The organism is Paenibacillus radicis (ex Gao et al. 2016) (genome assembly GCF_014641555.1).
In the GTDB taxonomy this organism is placed as follows: Bacteria; Bacillota; Bacilli; order Paenibacillales; family Paenibacillaceae; genus Pristimantibacillus; species Pristimantibacillus radicis.
Genome location: NZ_BMHY01000001.1, coordinates 998,478 through 1,015,868, shown reverse-complemented (window position 1 = coordinate 1,015,868; position 17,391 = coordinate 998,478). Strand labels below are relative to the sequence as shown.

The window sequence follows — 17,391 nt, the reverse complement described above, 5'->3', positions numbered from 1 at the left end:
CATGGAGGACAAGCTTCAAAAATATTTTTGGCAATATACTATTACTAGATATTGGATATTCTTTGCAAAGAGGTGATTCTTTTGGTACTTAAAGCTGTCATTCCTGCTGCTGGATATGGAACCCGCAACTTACCCGTTACTAAATCCATTCCTAAAGAAATGTTTCCTATTCATGATCGGCCAGTGATAGACTATATTGTTTCAGAAGCAATTAACGCTGGTTTGAAAGAAATATTAATTATTCTTTCCCGCAACAAGACAGAAATTATGAATTACTTTGATCGCTCAATCGAGCTGGAGTGGTACTTAACCAAGCATCATAAAAGCAATCTAATCCAAGGAATTGAGCCTCCAAAAATAAATATTCAATATATAAGACAGCCAGAGGCTCTGGGGCTTGGTCATGCCATTCAAATGGGAAAATCATTCGCTGGAAGTGATCCGTTTGTCGTTATGCTGCCGGATCAACTATGTTTACATCAGCCGCCCCCGCTATCGAACATGATCAGGCTGTACAAGCAATATAAGAGTCCAATTATCGGCTTGCATTCAGTTAAGGAAGAACTGCTTAAAAATTATGGTGTGGTTTCAGGCAAACAAGTTCAAGATGAGGTATATCAAATCCATTCTATTATTGAGAAACCTATAATTAATCCGCCTTCTACTCTCGCTATCATGGGAAGATATATATTAACCTCCGATATATTTGCTGCCCTTGATCATATAGAGAAAGATGCGGCAGGAGAAATTCAATTAACAGATGCATTAAATCGGCTATGTCAAAAGAATCCCGCATATGGGTATGTTTTTAAGGAGAAATGGTATGATACCAGCATTGAAAGTGAATACATGAAAGCTCAACTTTATGCGTATAGAATGAATAAGCAGAACGGTTAAAAAGAACCTTTATGACCTCTTTAAGAAGGATGTAAAGGTTCTTTCACCAAATATGCAATACAAACAGACGGAGCGCCTTCTACATTGAAGGCGCTCCGTCTGTTTATGTGCCGTTTATTTTATTCGAAATCGTCATCCGAGTCTTTATTGAATTGTTCAGCTTGCGTCGAATCGCCATTGGAACGTTGAGAGTGATGTGAATGATTAGGATCATACGGGCGGTTATTTCCTGTACGGCTGCCTCCTGTACGGTTCCCTCCGGTACGGCTGCCCCCTGTACGGTTGCCTCCTGTACGGCTGCCTCCTGTACGACTGCCTCCTGTACGGTTGCCTCCTGTACGGCTGCCTCCTGTATTGCATGATGATATAAATTGTGACATTCGCAAATCCCCTTCCTTGTAGATATAGACAATATATGATTTCGATCTATCATTCGTAACAAGGCGATTGATTGTTTTATAGTCTGTATTGATTTAGTCTTTTGATGCAAAAAAAAAAGACCAGTATCATGCTTTGCTTGAAAGCTGACTGATCTTGTTTATTGTTTCTAAACGCTTCACACCCGTCGGGTACTCCGTCTTTCCAGCCATCTCTGGTAAAACCAGATTGTAACGGCGAGCCATGTGCCGCTTGCCAGATAACCGCCAATTACATCGCTTGGATAATGCACCCCTAAATAGATTCGGCTAATCCCGATAGCCGCGATCATAACGATGCCGCCAACAATCAACAAAGTCCGGGTCAGTGCTGTTCGAGCATGCTTCCATAACAGAAAACATAACACACCATATAGTGCAAAAGCGGCCATCGAGTGTCCGCTCGGAAAACTATAGCCCGTTGCATCCGCAAGGCGGTGAAGCGTCGGGCGTGCGCGATGAAAAATCGCCTTCAGCACGACATTCAGCAAAGCGGACCCCACTATAACACCGATTAAGAAAAGCAGCTCCCAGCGATGCTTAAATACAAAATAGAGCATGATCATAATGAGGATGGTAATGATTACATTTAACGTACCTGCTCCGATTAAGGAAAATCCTTTCATAACCGATGTAAGCCAAGGGCTCTCCCAATGCTGCACAAAAGTAATAATCTGGCTGTCGAACCATTCAATATTGTTTTTTCCAATTAAAACAGCGATTAAGGCAAAGCCGATAGCCCCAATTAGGCTAATAATAAATGATGCTGTAAAGACGAACTTCAAATTCATAAATATCTCCTTGGAACCTGCATTTTCTCCTGGTACAACTAATAAATTTACAAAACCTTATTAAAAGAGAATATCATATGCTTAGCCAATTTAAAAACATCAGACTCATCCCGCCGCTTTAGCGGAATATACGTACTGCGTATTACTCATCTTCAACTATCTTGGAGAATATAATTTACTTCACGCATTCATAGCATCTTGGCCTATAATGAAGGAGGTACTTACCATTAATTGGAGGGGATTGAATGGATGAGGTAAAGGCGCATTTGGCTGCAGCCAGAGGGCGGTTGCTGCACGAGCTGTCATCTCTAAATGACGAAGTGTTTAATCGCATAATTGAACCGGACAAGTGGAGTATTGCACAGGTTTGCCATCACTTATGGCTGACGGAAACTCTATTCATCAAAGCCATTAGGTTTGGGATTAAGCGTAAACCTCTCCTCCAAACCGAACGTAAAAACGTTGAAATTGTGTTAGATATGGCTACAAAGTATGAAGCGCCTGAAGTTGCAAGGCCTGATTCGGGCCCTTTCCAGTTGCCGCAGATTCTTGAACAATTACACAAATCAAGAATGAAGTTGATTGAACTGCTTGATGGGATCGAAGATCCTTCTATTTTTAAAGAAATAGCGGTAAATCATCCGCGGTTTGGCGATTTGCCATTAGATCAATGGATTGAGCTGCTGTATATGCACGAACAACGGCATACCGAGCAGATTATTTCTTTAAAATAAGCGCCTTACAGGCTCCAATGAATGTCTGCGGATTTTCAAAAACCATATATGAAAATACACCTTGCTGCGTATGTAAGTAGAGGAAGCCTTGATTGCCGCCTATACGCTTATAAGATAAATCGAATATCTCTTCAATTTGAAACATCCGGTATTTAGTCTCAATTCTATCCTTGTATAAATACATTTGCCGTTCTTCCATGACTGTTTTTTGCTCTGCATGTGAGATTTCTCTCTGAATCTTATAATAAGGCTGGACAGCTAGCCAAGTCATATTAATCCCCCCTCCAATAAACATACGAATGACCCGTAAGATAATCACTCCATTGCAGAAGTGGTCGTTCTTACAGGTCATTATATCATTTCAGGAACTATTTTTTAGACCGTTTCTTGGAGGATGTTTTCGTCTGTCTGCCGCGTTTCCGGCTCGAAACCATCACATTTTTTTCCGTATGCGTGTAGTAGTGTTTGTATACCGGACAACAGTGATGTTGCTTAATCGTTTCGATGTTTTGCACGACATTCACAATTTGCGGATGGAAGTAGTCCTCATATTGGACAATTGGAGGATCGTAAATCGTCTGTGTTGGACAATCCGGACAAAAACCAGCCTCATTCATTTCATTGCCCACATTATAGTAACCGTTACGTTTCAAATTAACAATCTCCTTCCATTTTTTGAATACAACACATCATATTCACAGAAAGAGTATGCGGCCTGTACTTTTGACATGGAAGGCGATAGCCTTCACTAGAATTGCGGTCAAACCGTCGAGATAAACAACCCCCACCCTATCACCCTGCATCATGAAATGGATTAGAAAACAATACTAGATTTTGTTATGATACCAGTATGAAACAAAATACCGTTCTCCATAAAATCATCATTATTTTGCTCTTTATTGTTGTTTTATTTGCTTTACGCTTAACTTGGCAAAACCTATTTTCCAAATCAGAGCCTATTCCTGTGGTCAATGGTGTGATGGATTTGCGTGACCGCAATTTGGAGGACTCCGGTCTATTCCGAATAGATGGCGAATGGCGTTTTTACCCTTCCCAATTCATTTCTAACAAGGATCTATTATCAATGTCCGATTCTTCTTCGGTCCCTCTTCAAGTTCCCGGGGATTGGAGCGATGCATTCGAAACGGGCGGCACATCTTCCTATGGTTATGGGACATACCGGATACAAATTTTGATCGACCCGCTTCAGCAGCCCATATCGCTATGGTTCAATAAAATCCAATCTGCCTCCTCAGTCGAGATCAATGGAACGCCCGTGCCTGCGAATGGCAAAGTTTCGCTAAATGCGGAGGACTATAAACCAAATACCGCTTCGTATACCGCGTCATATTTTTCGAAAGAAACGACCGTCATTGAAGTGCTTATTCATGTAGCGAACTTTGATCAACCAAATAAAGGCGGCATTGCCGGACCTATTTTCTTTGGCTCTCAGACAGTTATTGACCAGACCTACTTTTATAACGTCGGCACTCTAATGATTACCGTCATTATTCTGCTGCTGCATGGGCTTTATGCCTATATTCTCTACCTGTTTAATGCTAAAGAGCGTGCTTTGTTTTTGGTTGGGCTAATGACGATTTCGGTAGCTGCAATCCTGATGGCGCGGAATGACAGCCTGCTGCTGACGTTGCTGCCGATTAATTATACTTGGGCTATGAAGATCCGTTTGATTGCTTTCTTGTGGCAGAACCTTTTTATTCTGCTTGTCTTCCGGAAATTCATTTCCAACTCTAAATCTAACTATGGGTTACGCTTATACATGGGATGCCTTTATCTCTATTCCGTATTTATCGTCATCTCCCCTGCTTCGCTTGTAAGTAAATTCAATGATTTGGGTATCGTCCAAGCGTTGCAGTATATCCCTTTCATCTGGCTGATTTATAGCTTGGGAAGTTTATTATTTAAGAAAAAAGAAGATAAGGATGTCGTCTTTCTGCTCCTGTCCGGGGCAGCAATTATCTCTAATCTGATATGGAGCTTTTGGAACTATAACGGACAATCTCTGCTCGTCTACTACCCGCTCGATATTATAGCTGCCATCGTAGGCTTCTCGGCGTATTGGTTCAAAAAATATTTCCGCAATGTCAAAGAGATTATGGATTTAACGAAGAAGTTAAAAAAAGCAGACAAGCTGAAGGACCAGTTTCTTGCCAATACGTCTCATGAACTGCGTACACCGCTTCACGGAATAATGAATATCGCGCAAAATGTAGTGACCAAAGAGGAAGGCAGACTATACGAGAGCAGCCGAGAGGATATGGAACTGCTAATTACGATTAGCCACCGGATGTCCCGTATGCTTGGTGATTTGCTGGATGTCGCTCGGCTTCAGGAGCATCGCATTACGTTGCAGCAAGAGCCTATCGCTATTCAATCCGTTGTTCCCGGCGTCATTGGCATGCTTAACTATATGATCGAGGGTAAGCCGATACGGTTGACGATGGATATTCCGGAATCTTTGCCTCCTGTTCTTGCAGATGAGAAAAGGCTGGTCCAAATTTTATATAACCTCGTACATAACGCGCTTAAATACACGGAAAAAGGGGTTATTACCGTTTCAGCTGAGGAACGGAATGGCATTGTCTTTATTCATGTGACAGATACCGGAATAGGAATGACACAAGAAACGACAGAGCGGGTATTCCTTCCCTATGAACAAGGCCCAAGCGGCCATCAAGACGGACGCGGCATTGGGCTGGGACTCAGCATTTGCAAGCAATTAGTAGAGCTCCATGGAGGCAGCTTATCCGTTCAATCCGAGCTCGGCAAAGGGACCGTGTTCAGCTTTAATTTGCCGCTCGCAGCCGATTTAGCAGGTCCGCAAGCGATGACGATACTTACAGAGTCTTCCCATTTGATTGCGGCGGCTGAGGAACAGTTTGACCGGATGGCAGAGTGGACGGTAATTAAGTATGAGACGAGCAGATCAGTTATTCATGAGGATCTCCCCCCGCTCTTGACGGATATTAAGGTGAACATTCTGGTCGTCGATGATGATCCGGTTAATCTGAACGTTCTCAAGGGGATTTTGTCTAGTGAATCCTATTCCATTACAGCAGTAAATTCGGCCTTAGAGGCGCTTAATTGGCTGGATATAAAGAAGTGGGACTTGCTAATTGCTGATGTAATGATGCCTCATATGTCCGGTTATGAATTAACTCAAAAGGTGCGGGAGCGCTACTCCTTATCCGAGCTGCCCATATTGCTGCTGACCGCACGCAGTCAGCCGGAGGATATGTACACCGGATTTTTGTCGGGTGCCAATGATTATGTAACAAAGCCTGTAGATGCGATGGAGCTCAAATACCGTATTCGTGCCTTAACGGCTATGAAACAATCGATGAATGAACGTTTGCGACTGGAAGCTGCTTATCTGCAAGCACAGATTCATCCGCATTTTTTATTCAACACCCTGAATTCCATTACGGCACTCATTCATCAGGATACGAGAAAGCTTGAGGATCTCGTCAGTGCATTTGCTTCCTTTCTCAGAATTAGCTTCGACTTCCTGAATACAGGAAAGCAAGTCGAGCTGTCCCATGAATTAGAGCTGGTAGAAGCTTATTTGCATATTGAACAAACACGTTTCGAAGAGCGGTTGGCCGTCGTCTGGAAGGTAGAGCCCGACATTAACATTGTTATACCGCCGCTATCGATTCAGCCGATTGTAGAAAATGCGGTTAAGCATGGACTGCTCACTCGTCAAAGAGGCGGCACCATCCAAATCCGGGTTGCAGCTCAGAACGATTCAGTCCTCATTGAAGTGCAGGACAATGGTAAAGGGATGGATCAGGCAACGCTCTCTTCATTATTAGAGCCTGCTATTAAGGGCAATAACGGTATTGGATTAGCCAACACTCACCGCCGATTGCTTCAATCGTATGGACAAGGTCTTTCAATTAATAGTAAGCCTGGAGAAGGTACTGTTGTATCCTTCCTAATTCCGAACTCTCTACCGCATTGAACGATGACAAAAGCCTGATTTCCGCAGAGGGAAATCAGGCTTTTTTGCTAAAGTTTTTTTTGCAAAACAATGACGCGGCAAGCCTCCATACATCGGTCTCGAAAATTGCAGCTTGAGCTTTGCGGCCTCCAAGTTGCGAATACTCGCTTTGTTATCCGGATGAACCGTTGAATAAAGATACAGACCGCCCAAAGCTTTGGCACGCTCTTCACGCAGCTGATTGAAATAACGCTGCAAGCCTCGGCCGCGAACAGACTCATGTACGATTGTGGAGTCAAGGATCCATACTCTTGACAATTCTTCTTCCGGCACACCAAATTCTCTGCCTAAGTTGTTTTCTGTCGTTCCGGGGCATGCTAGTACGGTATAGGCCATTAACTTATCTTTATCTTTCTCAAATGCCCCGTAAATTTCTCCATTCTGTTGCATCACCTTATGAAAATAATTTTCTTCGTCAGCAGCAAATAAAACATCATCCGGCAGCCTCGATACGACGTCCAGCATCAGCTCGTGAATTTGCGGAACTTGATTGTGACCAAGCTGACGAATGGTTAATCCTTGATGCCAGTAGACTTGTTCCATATCTCATTTCCCTCCCCCATTGTGATCTGCATTTTTCTTATGCAAGGTGCGAGGATGAGGGCAACGTCTTCCCCATGCAGTAGCTGCTGGAACAATGGATATAGGGTCCAAAACGTTCGATTTCAACAAACCCAAACTTTTTGTACAATGCAATGGATTCAGGCTGCACAAGTCCCGTTTCGAGGAGTATCGAATGATATCCAGCATGCTTAATCTCCTGCTCCAAAAACGATAAAATACGTGATGCAATCCCCTTGTTCCGATAGGCGGGATCCACAAAAATCCGTTTCAGCTCACAAGACCGTTCATCAAACGGACGATACGCCCCGCATCCGACAGCAGCTTTGCCCAAATATGCACCGACAAATATAACACGCTCTGCCTCAGCATTTTCTAACTCAACACCATGTACTTCATCCGTGGGATATAGGGCGAATAAATAGTTATCCAGCTTAGCTATCAAGCCTCGTAAATCTTCATTGTACGCATCTACAATCTGTAAAGTAAGCTGCTCCATGCTGTTCACTCCTTAAGTTGTTCATTCTCCTGGGACAGAATTAATAATTTCTTTTTCCCCCCTTTTTAACAAATTCCCAATCGCCCTCTATATTGGTTCGTACTTTATGAAGCAGTTTAAGCAGTGCTTCCTTATCTTTATTGGAGAGTCCGGCTAACGCCACCTGATCGGAATAATCAGCTTCTCTTTTTAAAAATAAGTACGCCTCCCTCCCCTTCTCTGACGGGTACAGCTTTTTGTTCTTTTTATTATCCTCGTCCTTTTTCTTCTCAATGAAGCCCTGTATCTCCAGCTTGCTAATCGCGCGGGCTGCAGTCGTACGATCAACCTTAATCATTTCCGCGAGCTTTTCTTGTATGATCCCGGGTTCCTCACAGATCCGCACCAGATATAAATATTGCCCTTTCGTCAAATCCAATTCTTTAAATTCAATATTGCTGATGGAATCGAATGCTCTGGCTATCATTCCGATTTCACGAAGAATTTCTTTCATATACAACCTCCAATTTTTGTTGCATTTACAATATAATATATTCGCTCTGAAATAGCAATCGCAGCAAAAAAGAACCGCTATAGAAGTAGCGATTCTTTTGCATGAATATACCGGCTTTAGAAGAAAACCGCCCATTCTAGCGTTTCTCTCTCAACGATCTTAAATACATATTTAACCTAAATATAAATTATATCCCTCTTTCAATTCCTCCGCAAATATCTAATTTTCATACTCCGAACAGTACAAAAATTCTCTCGTTTCTAAGTGATAGTTATGCATTCTCATAGCACTTTCTGGAAACGAATACTGTTCAAACCCGCTTGTACGCTGTACTTCCAAGCTTGTAAACAACTCAAAAAACTCGCTATCAATTATTTATCTTGACAGATACAGAAATTTAACTAGAATAAAATTTACTAAACCAATGGTTTTAGTAGAGATTGAACTTGAATCGTCTGTAGATGTTTCGCTGTCCCTCTTTTCTGCACAGTTTAGAAAACATCTCGTTATGTACAAAGGAGGAGACCGATTCATTCAGGGATTTCACAATACTTGAGTTTCACCCGTAATTGCAAGACATGAGTATGCTATTTTTACAATCAAACTTAAGGAGAAAACGAGATGAACAAAAAAACTCAAATCATCACAATCAGTGCACTGGCTGTAGCTATTAACGTTATTGCCGGTACGATTGTGGGAAGCTTAAAAATTCCATTCCTATTCCTTGATACGGTCGGCACGATTTTCACCGCCGCCATTTTTGGCCCGGTATGGGGCATTCTAGTCGGGGTTGTTACGAACTTGGTTCTAGGCGTAACCTCGGGTTACACCTCCATTCCGTTTGGACTTGTTAATGCGGTAGTTGGTCTAGTCGTTGGCCTATTGGCTAGAAAAAAAGGATATCGCTTCTCGACAGCTCTTACTTCAGGCGCCATTCTGGCCGTCCTTTGCCCGTCGATCGGTACGATAATTGCCATTGGTCTGTTCGGAGGATTAACTGGCGGAGCGCATGACGTAGCTATTCTTTGGCTCAAACAAGCCGGCAGCAGCTTGTTCACCTCAGCTTTTCTGCCGCGTCTTGCTGAAAACTTAGTCGATAAAATTTTATCTGCCATTCTGGTATTCTTTGTCATTAAAAACCTGCCGCAATCTCTGATTAAAAGGTCGAATAAAAAGAAGGCGCCGTCCATTGAAGCGTAGTAAACAACTTCTTGTCGTTTCGCACTGCGTCATTAATCAGAACGCAGTCGTAGAAGGAGAAGCTCGTAGCCCAGGCATCATGAAAGCGGCAGTTGACTGGTCCTACAAGGAAGGGTATGGCGTGTTCCAGCTGCCATGCCCCGAGTTTACTTTTCTTGGTCCTGAGCGTCCTCCAATGACCGTTGAGGAATATGATACGCCAGAATTTCATGCCCATAATCGTAAAATATTACTTCCGTATCTGGAGCAGCTTAAAGTGTATCAGGACCACGGTTACGACATTGTCGGAGGTCTTGGCATTCAAGACAGCCCATCATGCGACCCGGGTAAAGGCATATTTATGAAGGACGTAATCCAGCTTGCAGCTGAGCTTGGAATAAATATCGATTTCTTCTGGCAAATTCCGAATACGAAAACCGGTAAATTCGATCCTAATCATCCTAAGAGCGTATTTGGTCCGGTGTCACCATCCACCGAGAAAGATAACGAGGCGGTGAAGTAGTCATGCTTGATATTCGAAACGCCTCCTTCTCTTACACGGATTGGGAGGACGAAGAGGATACGCTGCACACTTCTCGCGTGCTTCACCAAGTGACTGCAAGCATTGCAGCTAATGAATTTGTAGCCTTGCTTGGACGTAATGGATCTGGCAAGTCGTCTTTCACTCGCTTGCTTAACGGAATTGAACTTCCATCTGAAGGCACGGTTCAGGTGGAAGGGCGATTCACGCATGATTCCCCGAGTCTTCCGTTAATCCGTCGAGCGGTGCAAATTGTGTTCCAGAATCCTGAGAATCAGCAGGTGGGAATGACGGTTGGTGAAGACATCGCTTTTGGTCTATCGAATATTGGCTATCCGCAGCAGCAAATGCAAGAACGCATTGCTTGGGCTATTGACCTTGTTGGTCTTGATGCCGATGAGGATCGTCCCGTAACCCGTCTTTCTGGCGGTGAAAAGCAAAAGCTCGCTCTGGCCTCTGTATTGGCCTTGTCTCCAAAATATTTAATTTTGGACGAAGCCACGTCTATGCTGGACCCTTTGGCCAGAAAGCAATTTGTTGCAACGCTTCACGAAGCGCGCAAACGTCATCCTTTTGCGCTCATTTATATTACCCATCATCTCGAAGAGGTACTGGAAGCAGATCGCTGGGTTTTGTTCCGTGAAGGCCGTATTCATCTAGACGGCCCGCCGGCTCAATTTCTAAACAATGAGGCGCTCTTGGCGGAATGCGGACTGGAATTGCCATATTATCATGCCCTTGCGCTTGCGCTGCAAGCCAAAGGAGTTTCTGTTCCTGCTTCGCTAGGGATAGAAGAATTGAGGGATTTGTTATGCAGATTCAATTAAGCGACGTCTCCTTCATTTATGAGAAGAAGAAAAAGAAGAAAGCATCTGCCCTGGCCCCTGCTGTTCTGAAACAATTGAATGTTACGATTCATAGCGGCGAGATGCTGGCGATTGCCGGGAAATCCGGCTCAGGGAAGTCTACTTTTCTGCAGCTGCTCAAAGGTTTTCTCGCTCCGACAACTGGCAGCGTATTACTGGACGGTGTTGATCCCAACACCTCCAAGCGGCCGGAGCTATTCGATCAGGTTGGCTTTATTTTTCAATACCCGGAGCATCAATTATTTTCTACCACCGTATTTGATGATATTGCATTTGGGCTGCAAAGTGCCAAGCTCCCTAGAGAAGTCGTCGAGCAGAAGGTTCGCAAAGCGATGGAATCCGTTGAACTGGATTATGAGGTATTCAAAGACCGCAGTCCGTTTGAGCTAAGCGGCGGTGAGAAAAGACGGGTTGCTATCGCAGGCGTCGTTGTGCTGGAGCCAAAGCTGCTCATTCTGGACGAACCAACAGCTGGGCTGGATCTTCCATCCCGAACTGCGTTGTTCGAGCTCCTGCATCAATTGAACGAGAAGCAAGGTCTGACGATTATTTGGGTGAGCCATCAGCTCGACGAAATCGTCAACCACGCTTCCAGATTGCTGGCCTTAAAGAATGGCATCTTCATTGCAGACGGTTCACCTGAAGCAACGCTTTCCGACCCTGTATTGCTGGATGCCTTCGGCTGGGAGGAACCTTCCGCATTAGTCGTGTCCCGATTGCTTGAACAACTTGGAATATCCTCTGGCAACGGTAAGCTATCGCCGGAAGAAGCTGCAGCGGTCATTTCAACAGCACTAAACCAGCAACAAATTCTAGCTAAATGAGGAACGATTATGGCAAATAACAGCTTTCTTTTGTTTCAAAAACAAAATACATGGCTGGAACAATGGGATCCGCGAATGAAGATTACGGTAAGCCTTATATTTGCTGCAAGCCTGCTGCTGAACCATAACTTGATTCTAAAGACCGCTCAGATTGTGCTATTGATCGCGCTTTGGTGGGTGGCCAAGCTGTCCTGGCGGGCACTCGTATTCACGCTGCTGAGCTTAACGATCTTCTTTATTTCGACGATGATCTACCGGTCCATGCTCATTACAAATCCCGGAGATACCTTGATTCACCTTGGAGCCTTAACCTATTCTCAGCAAGGAGCCATCGATGGCATCCTAATGTGCGAGCAAATTGCCGGCATTGTCCTGCTCTTATCCTTAGTCGTGCGCACCACCTCGCCCATCATTCTGGCAGAAGGACTGGAGATGATTCTAAAGCCGTTCAAGAAGCTGCGTCTGCCCGTCCATGAAATGGTCATGATGTTCACGATTGCCCTGCGTTTTCTGCCGATTCTAATTGAAGAAGTGGATAAAATCCGCAAGGCTCAAATGGCGAGAGGCGGCGGCTTCCATCGCAAAGGCATATCTTCGCGCTTTCGCGGTGTATTCCCGATGCTTATGCCGCTTTTTGTACTATCCATCCTGCGCGCCAAGGAACTCGCTGTAGCGATGGAATCCCGCTGCTACCAAGGCGATGAAGGGCGTACACCGATCCGGTTATATCAGATGCATCGCCGTGATTATTCCGTATTGGCTTTCTCTGCTATCAATTTATTGCTCGTTTTTATTGTGTAACATCGAAAAGAGAGATCAGCTTGCGCTGATCTCTCTTTTTTTACGGCTTGAGTCCGCTGCTGCACCAAATACCTTCATATCCCCCGAGCCTCCATTCAGTTCCAAATAACTGCTTCCGCTTTGCTCGTTTCTATCATTTAAAACTCCGCTAATCTATAAAGCTACTAGTCTATACCATTTCTATGAATAATTCATAGAATGTCTTATACCAATCGAAAGGGATGAAAGTTTAATGAAAAAAATGACAGTGAAAAACTATGCTTCTATCGTTAAAAACGCACCAGCTAAAGTTGCAGCTAAAGGAAAAGTAAAAATCTCAGGTTATGGCGGGAGTGTTGGAGGTTATAGCAACAACAACAATAACAACAACTGCCATCGTTCTTCTAACAGACAAGATGACAGACGAAATGACCCATTTTTTGGACCTTCTCTTGCTCAACGTCTGAGAGGCTGGGCTAAAGCTAGCACAATCGTTACTGTAGTTCTTGACAAATTCGTCATTCGCGGCCGTATTATCAGTGTTGACGGTGACGGCTTTGAAATGACAATTGTCGAAAATCACAGATCTGGCGGCAGATCTGGCGGTGATCGCCAGCACCACCTCTTCCAACCAGGCTCCATCGTATTCATCACCTTCAAACAAGTTAACGCTGTTGCAGCTGGACCTAACTGCTAATTGCTTGATCGCTTTTCAATGTTCAACGAAAAAAAACGCCATCACGGCGTTTTTTTTCGTTATTGAAGAGATTCAAGCAGTATACGAATCACTGCTTCAGCTTCATTTTCCCAACCCGTTGTACCGCGATGTTACCCGAGATCAACAGTCCCGCCACCACAAAGACAGTCGCTATCCAATCATATGTGGTAACTGATTCGTTTAATATAGCAGCAGAGAGCATAAAACCGAAAATCGGGGTCATAAACAACCAATTGTTTGCTTTAACGGCATCTTGCTTCAGCAAGTAGAACCAGAGCAGCATCGTAGCGATCGATATTACGAAGACAAGCCAGAAAAGCGACCCTGCCAAATAATAATTAAAGTGCAGAACATACTTATCACGCTCGAAGAAGTATGTAATGGGCAAGGAAAGCACTCCGCCTATTACAAGCTGCCAAGTATTAATGACAAGGCCGGGAAGCGCTAAATTAGCTTTTTTAAAAAATACACTTCCCAGCGCCATCGCCGTCATGCCTGCCGCCACGATTATAATTCCCGCAAACTGAAATTCACTGTCGGCAAGCGCCGGCCAAGTCGCAATGAACAAGCCAATAGCCGCGATAATCATGCCGATCCACTCTTTGCCCGTTATTTTTCGTTTTAGCCAGACCGACGAAAGCAAGGCAACCAGAAAAGGATTTACGGTCACGAATAAATTGAATAATCCGGCAGACACTTTATCCAGAGCTAGACTTGTTGCCCCTAAGTACAACGTTGTATTGAGCGTTCCCAAAATAATGAGCGGACGCCATTCTTCCCGTCGCGGCCAGCGATAAGACCTTTTTATACAATACACGTAGATAAACAGCAAGGCGCCGGCTATAAGAAAGCGAATATTAGCTAGCAGCAGCGGAGTAGTCGCGTGCAGCCCCAGCTTAATTGCTATTGCCGCAGATGACCATAGTAGAGTAAAAAGTAAGCCTAACAATATTTTCATTGCGCACATCCCCTTAGCGATCAACATCATGTCATGCATTCACAACCGGTTCACTTGGACAGGCTGTTCATTCATTGTAATGGTTGGATGCAAAGGGAATTTGACTCGTATTCAGGTTATTTTAACCTATTGTCGGATGTTCAAGACTAAGTTCTATATTGCTGGCGGTATTGGCTCGGTGTCAATTGCTCATGCTTGGCGAACAGCCTTGTCAAAGAAGACTGATGCTCCAGCCCCACCTCCATGGCGATATGCAGCAAAGACATGTCACTGCTGAGCAGCAGCTTCTTTGCTTCGCTCAATCGGACTTCCTGTATATAGACGGAAGGCGTTTTACCTGTTTCCTTCAGGAACCAGTTCGAATAATAGGTGCGATTGTAATTTTCAAGCTCAGAAAGCTTCTGAACCGAAATCGGCTGGTCGTAATTTTCATGGATATATTGAATGGATCGGGGCAGTCCTCGTTTCTCTTGCTGCAAGCAGCGAGAAATGTAAGGAAACAGATCCCTAAGCGACGAACGGGAATGATGCTGCTCCATCTCATGCAGAAGCAAATACCGAATGCTTTTCCATTGATTATTTAATGCATGAGCTTTACAGCCGGCGCTATTTCCCGGCATTTCGCTTGCAGAGACCATCCCGCTTGGGATATCAAGCACCAAAAACTCATTTCTAGTTGTTGCATAAAAGCAATGCTCATAGTTGGGCGAAACATACAGCAAAGTTTGCTCGTTCACCCGGTGATGACTTGCTTCTGTCGCTATCGTAAGCTCTCCGCTCAGCGGCATAATTAAATGAGCATGGTGATGAGAATGCGTCACCTGTGCCGCTGTATAGGTACGCTTCTCTGCAACGATGTCGTTGAACGTATCCACTCTTTGTCGCCCTCTCTTCGTTTTGTTAAATCTATCATACCAGCCAGAAAGTGCAATATACACTGTAAGTATCCGGCTTATGTGCTTGAATTTCCTTTACAATATTTCAACAACTTTGATTGTCCTCCGATTGCTATTCTTTATGTACCTCAAAAAAATCGTCCATATTTACAATCAACAATAAAAAGTAGGGCTGCCTCTTAAGATTTTCCAATCTTATGGAGGCAGCCCTACTATCTTATTCTATGCTAATTTTTCAATGACAATTGATGCACTAACAGTAGGAGTTCCTCCGCCAATGCTTGCTTGCAAGGTTTGAGCCCCCATATTATCAATCCGGTTTAAGGTCAGCGTTCCTCCGGCTGTTAATTGTGCAATGACTTGACCCTGATACGGATTATTTCCTGCTCCTGAACCATAATTGCTGCAAAGAACCAATGAAGCTGCAATAGGACCTCCAGCATCCGGATCAAAGAATAACCCAAAAGCAGAGTTCCCCGCCGTAGGGAACACTTCCCAGCTAATGTGGTAGAATCCAGTTTCTAAGATATTTATTGTAGATGGTGCTGTGAAAGAAAGTGCTGTTGAATTGATCAAAGAATTATCAAAGGTAACCGCCCCGCCTTGCCCGCCTGGAGCTGGTGCTGCTGCAACAGTTTGATCCACAGTGCTGCACAGAAAGGCAAATGAAGTGACTGCAGCAGGACCTTGAGGTCCTTGCGGGCCTTGTGGACCTTGAGGTCCTTGTGGGCCAGTTTGACCGGCAGGACCTGCAGGACCCTGTGGTCCCGGCGGACATGGAGGACATACACCTTGTGGACCTTGCGGGCCTTGCGGGCCTTGTGGACCTTGAGGTCCTTGTGGGCCAGGAGGGCCTGGAGGCCCAGGTAAACTACCCATCTTTGAACACACAATCCTTTTTATTGACTGAGGATCATTGGTGTTTTTTGCATTGATTATACACAATGATAACTCACTCTTTTGTATTCCAACCCATGTTATTCTTACGGATACCAATTAGTGCAAATGTCTATGATAAATTTTTTTTGTTTCAGTTGTATTGTTGTCCATACGCTTCCTTTTATTTTACATACTCTATTATTACGACTCTCTTTAATAATAATGGAGGCATATAATGAACAATAACAACGGTTTGGTAGGCATTCTAGTTGCAAACCGTAGTCAAAGAAAGTATGTTCTTAAGCAATATCTTCAACATAATGCAGCCAAATTGAAAATATTTTGTTTTACCCCCTCGTCTATTAAATGGAAAAACAAGAGTGTGATTGGACTTCATCGTTCAAAAGGGAGATGGATGCTAAGCAGATTTCCTTTCCCGCAGGTTGTATACAACCGATGTTACGACACAAATCAAAAAATCATTGAACGGTTGGGAGCGGTAATTGGGAGTCAAAAATGTTTCAACCATATCAATCAATTTAACAAACGTGAGATTTATAATAATTTAAGCAGATTGCTCATTGATTATTTACCAGAGACCGTTGCCTATGACAAAGAGAAAGCTGTCCAATTGCTAAAAGTTCATAAAACCCTATATCTTAAGCCTTTCTATGGACATAAAGGGAAAGGAGTTTATCGCGCGGAGTTGAAAGATTCAGGGGAAATACACATTTGCCATCATTATTTCTCACCCACATTAATAGTAAGAGACCCTTTACAATTTCAGAAGAGCATTCAAACGTTTATCGGCTCCACCCCCTATATCATTCAAGAAGGTGTGGATGTCCTACAAATAAACGAACAAAACTTTGATATCCGAGCTCTCGTGCAAAAAAATGAAGAAGGCTTATGGTCTATTACAAATATCGTCAGCCGAATTGCTTATGAAGGCAGTTATAATACAAGTATCTGTGAAAAGGTTTGTTTATCAATAGAAGTTCTTAATTGTTTGTACCCGCCAGATAAAGTTAATGCAATTATCCGTTCTGTTTATGACTTAAGCTTAAGGGCAGCTGAAATTATCGATTCAAACACCAGCTACCACTTAGGTGAGTTCAGTGTGGATTTTACGTTAGACAACAACGAACATTTGTGGATCATTGAACTAAACGGACAACCGCAAAAGAAACTATATGATGGCCTCCTCAACCAGTTCGAGGTTTTTAAGCGACCATTGGATTATGCTGGTTATTTATGCACCCATTAAATCTTGATAATCCCCAGTATATGATTTCAGGCTTGGCATGGTTACATGCCTTTGTTATTAGCTCGACT

Annotated in this window: 20 protein-coding genes; 10 read left to right on the top strand and 10 right to left on the bottom strand. The window is 43.7% G+C overall.

Annotated features, from left to right (window positions below; translation table 11 throughout):
- Window positions 1-81 precede the first annotated feature (81 nt).
- Window positions 82-897: a UTP--glucose-1-phosphate uridylyltransferase gene (locus IEX98_RS04580; RefSeq protein ID WP_188887708.1), complete on the top strand. Its 816-nt coding sequence runs from the start codon at window positions 82-84 to the stop codon at window positions 895-897.
- A 119-nt stretch (window positions 898-1,016) separates the two neighbouring features.
- On the opposite strand, the gene IEX98_RS04575 is transcribed toward IEX98_RS04580, so the two are convergent.
- Both IEX98_RS04575 and IEX98_RS04570 read right to left on the bottom strand, forming a co-directional pair.
- Window positions 1,017-1,277: a hypothetical protein gene (locus tag IEX98_RS04575; protein WP_188887707.1), complete on the bottom strand. Its 261-nt coding sequence runs from the start codon at window positions 1,275-1,277 to the stop codon at window positions 1,017-1,019.
- 176 nt (window positions 1,278-1,453) lie between these two features.
- Window positions 1,454-2,104 (bottom strand): phosphatase PAP2 family protein, encoded by a 651-nt coding sequence (locus tag IEX98_RS04570; RefSeq protein WP_188887706.1) that lies wholly within the window; start codon window positions 2,102-2,104, stop codon window positions 1,454-1,456.
- A gap of 245 nt (window positions 2,105-2,349) precedes the next feature.
- Between IEX98_RS04570 and IEX98_RS04565 the strand changes: the two genes are divergently transcribed.
- Window positions 2,350-2,838 carry a DinB family protein gene (locus IEX98_RS04565; RefSeq protein WP_188887705.1) on the top strand — a complete coding sequence of 163 codons (489 nt, stop codon included), beginning with the start codon at window positions 2,350-2,352 and terminating at the stop codon, window positions 2,836-2,838.
- Here IEX98_RS04565 and IEX98_RS04560 read toward each other — a convergent pair.
- The gene (locus IEX98_RS04560) at window positions 2,822-3,109 is read right to left on the bottom strand and encodes a hypothetical protein (protein ID WP_188887704.1); all 288 of its coding nucleotides are present in this window, start codon (window positions 3,107-3,109) and stop codon (window positions 2,822-2,824) included. The two genes, IEX98_RS04565 and IEX98_RS04560, sit on opposite strands and share 17 nt — an antisense overlap.
- A gap of 97 nt (window positions 3,110-3,206) precedes the next feature.
- A complete protein-coding gene (locus tag IEX98_RS04555) occupies window positions 3,207-3,491 on the bottom strand; it encodes a hypothetical protein (protein WP_188887703.1) in 285 nt (94 codons plus the stop codon).
- 431 nt (window positions 3,492-3,922) lie between these two features.
- Here IEX98_RS04555 and IEX98_RS04550 point away from each other — a divergent pair, with 431 nt between their 5' ends.
- On the top strand, window positions 3,923-6,823 hold the full coding sequence (locus IEX98_RS04550) for a hybrid sensor histidine kinase/response regulator (protein WP_229691960.1): 2,901 nt from the start codon (window positions 3,923-3,925) through the stop codon (window positions 6,821-6,823).
- Here the strand turns inward: IEX98_RS04550 and IEX98_RS04545 are convergent.
- The 3 genes from IEX98_RS04545 to IEX98_RS04535 are packed head-to-tail and all read right to left on the bottom strand — an operon-like array spanning window position 6,812 to window position 8,415.
- Complete coding sequence (locus IEX98_RS04545) at window positions 6,812-7,405, bottom strand: GNAT family N-acetyltransferase (RefSeq protein ID WP_188887701.1); 594 nt, start codon at window positions 7,403-7,405, stop codon at window positions 6,812-6,814. The two genes, IEX98_RS04550 and IEX98_RS04545, sit on opposite strands and share 12 nt — an antisense overlap.
- A 37-nt stretch (window positions 7,406-7,442) precedes the next feature.
- Window positions 7,443-7,922 carry a GNAT family N-acetyltransferase gene (locus tag IEX98_RS04540; RefSeq protein WP_188887700.1) on the bottom strand — a complete coding sequence of 160 codons (480 nt, stop codon included), beginning with the start codon at window positions 7,920-7,922 and terminating at the stop codon, window positions 7,443-7,445.
- A 40-nt stretch (window positions 7,923-7,962) separates the two neighbouring features.
- Complete coding sequence (locus IEX98_RS04535) at window positions 7,963-8,415, bottom strand: MarR family winged helix-turn-helix transcriptional regulator (protein WP_188887699.1); 453 nt, start codon at window positions 8,413-8,415, stop codon at window positions 7,963-7,965.
- 621 nt (window positions 8,416-9,036) lie between these two features.
- Here IEX98_RS04535 and IEX98_RS04530 point away from each other — a divergent pair.
- The 6 genes from IEX98_RS04530 (at window position 9,037) to IEX98_RS04505 (ending at window position 13,302) form a co-directional block, all read left to right on the top strand.
- The gene (locus tag IEX98_RS04530) at window positions 9,037-9,615 is read left to right on the top strand and encodes a CD3073 family putative ECF transporter S component (RefSeq protein ID WP_188887698.1); all 579 of its coding nucleotides are present in this window, start codon (window positions 9,037-9,039) and stop codon (window positions 9,613-9,615) included.
- Window positions 9,605-10,117 carry a CD3072 family TudS-related putative desulfidase gene (locus IEX98_RS04525; RefSeq protein WP_188887697.1) on the top strand — a complete coding sequence of 171 codons (513 nt, stop codon included), beginning with the start codon at window positions 9,605-9,607 and terminating at the stop codon, window positions 10,115-10,117. Before IEX98_RS04530 ends, IEX98_RS04525 begins: the two co-directional genes overlap by 11 nt.
- Before the next feature lie 2 nt (window positions 10,118-10,119).
- Window positions 10,120-10,962 (top strand): ATP-binding cassette domain-containing protein, encoded by an 843-nt coding sequence (locus IEX98_RS04520; protein WP_188887696.1) that lies wholly within the window; start codon window positions 10,120-10,122, stop codon window positions 10,960-10,962.
- The gene (locus IEX98_RS04515) at window positions 10,947-11,825 is read left to right on the top strand and encodes an ATP-binding cassette domain-containing protein (protein ID WP_188887695.1); all 879 of its coding nucleotides are present in this window, start codon (window positions 10,947-10,949) and stop codon (window positions 11,823-11,825) included. The genes IEX98_RS04520 and IEX98_RS04515 overlap by 16 nt, the downstream gene beginning before the upstream one ends.
- A gap of 9 nt (window positions 11,826-11,834) precedes the next feature.
- Window positions 11,835-12,626 carry an energy-coupling factor transporter transmembrane component T family protein gene (locus IEX98_RS04510; protein WP_188887694.1) on the top strand — a complete coding sequence of 264 codons (792 nt, stop codon included), beginning with the start codon at window positions 11,835-11,837 and terminating at the stop codon, window positions 12,624-12,626.
- 232 nt (window positions 12,627-12,858) lie between these two features.
- On the top strand, window positions 12,859-13,302 hold the full coding sequence (locus IEX98_RS04505) for a hypothetical protein (protein WP_188887693.1): 444 nt from the start codon (window positions 12,859-12,861) through the stop codon (window positions 13,300-13,302).
- Between the two features lie 88 nt (window positions 13,303-13,390).
- Here the strand turns inward: IEX98_RS04505 and IEX98_RS04500 are convergent, their stop codons facing one another.
- The 3 genes from IEX98_RS04500 to IEX98_RS29060 form a co-directional block, all read right to left on the bottom strand.
- Complete coding sequence (locus IEX98_RS04500) at window positions 13,391-14,281, bottom strand: DMT family transporter (RefSeq protein ID WP_229691959.1); 891 nt, start codon at window positions 14,279-14,281, stop codon at window positions 13,391-13,393.
- 146 nt (window positions 14,282-14,427) lie between these two features.
- Window positions 14,428-15,156 carry an AraC family transcriptional regulator gene (locus tag IEX98_RS04495; RefSeq protein WP_229691958.1) on the bottom strand — a complete coding sequence of 243 codons (729 nt, stop codon included), beginning with the start codon at window positions 15,154-15,156 and terminating at the stop codon, window positions 14,428-14,430.
- 243 nt (window positions 15,157-15,399) lie between these two features.
- Window positions 15,400-15,822 (bottom strand): hypothetical protein, encoded by a 423-nt coding sequence (locus tag IEX98_RS29060; RefSeq protein ID WP_229691957.1) that lies wholly within the window; start codon window positions 15,820-15,822, stop codon window positions 15,400-15,402.
- 469 nt (window positions 15,823-16,291) lie between these two features.
- Here IEX98_RS29060 and IEX98_RS04485 point away from each other — a divergent pair, with 469 nt between their 5' ends.
- Complete coding sequence (locus IEX98_RS04485) at window positions 16,292-17,323, top strand: YheC/YheD family endospore coat-associated protein (protein WP_188887692.1); 1,032 nt, start codon at window positions 16,292-16,294, stop codon at window positions 17,321-17,323.
- The last annotated feature ends 68 nt before the right edge of the window (window positions 17,324-17,391 follow it).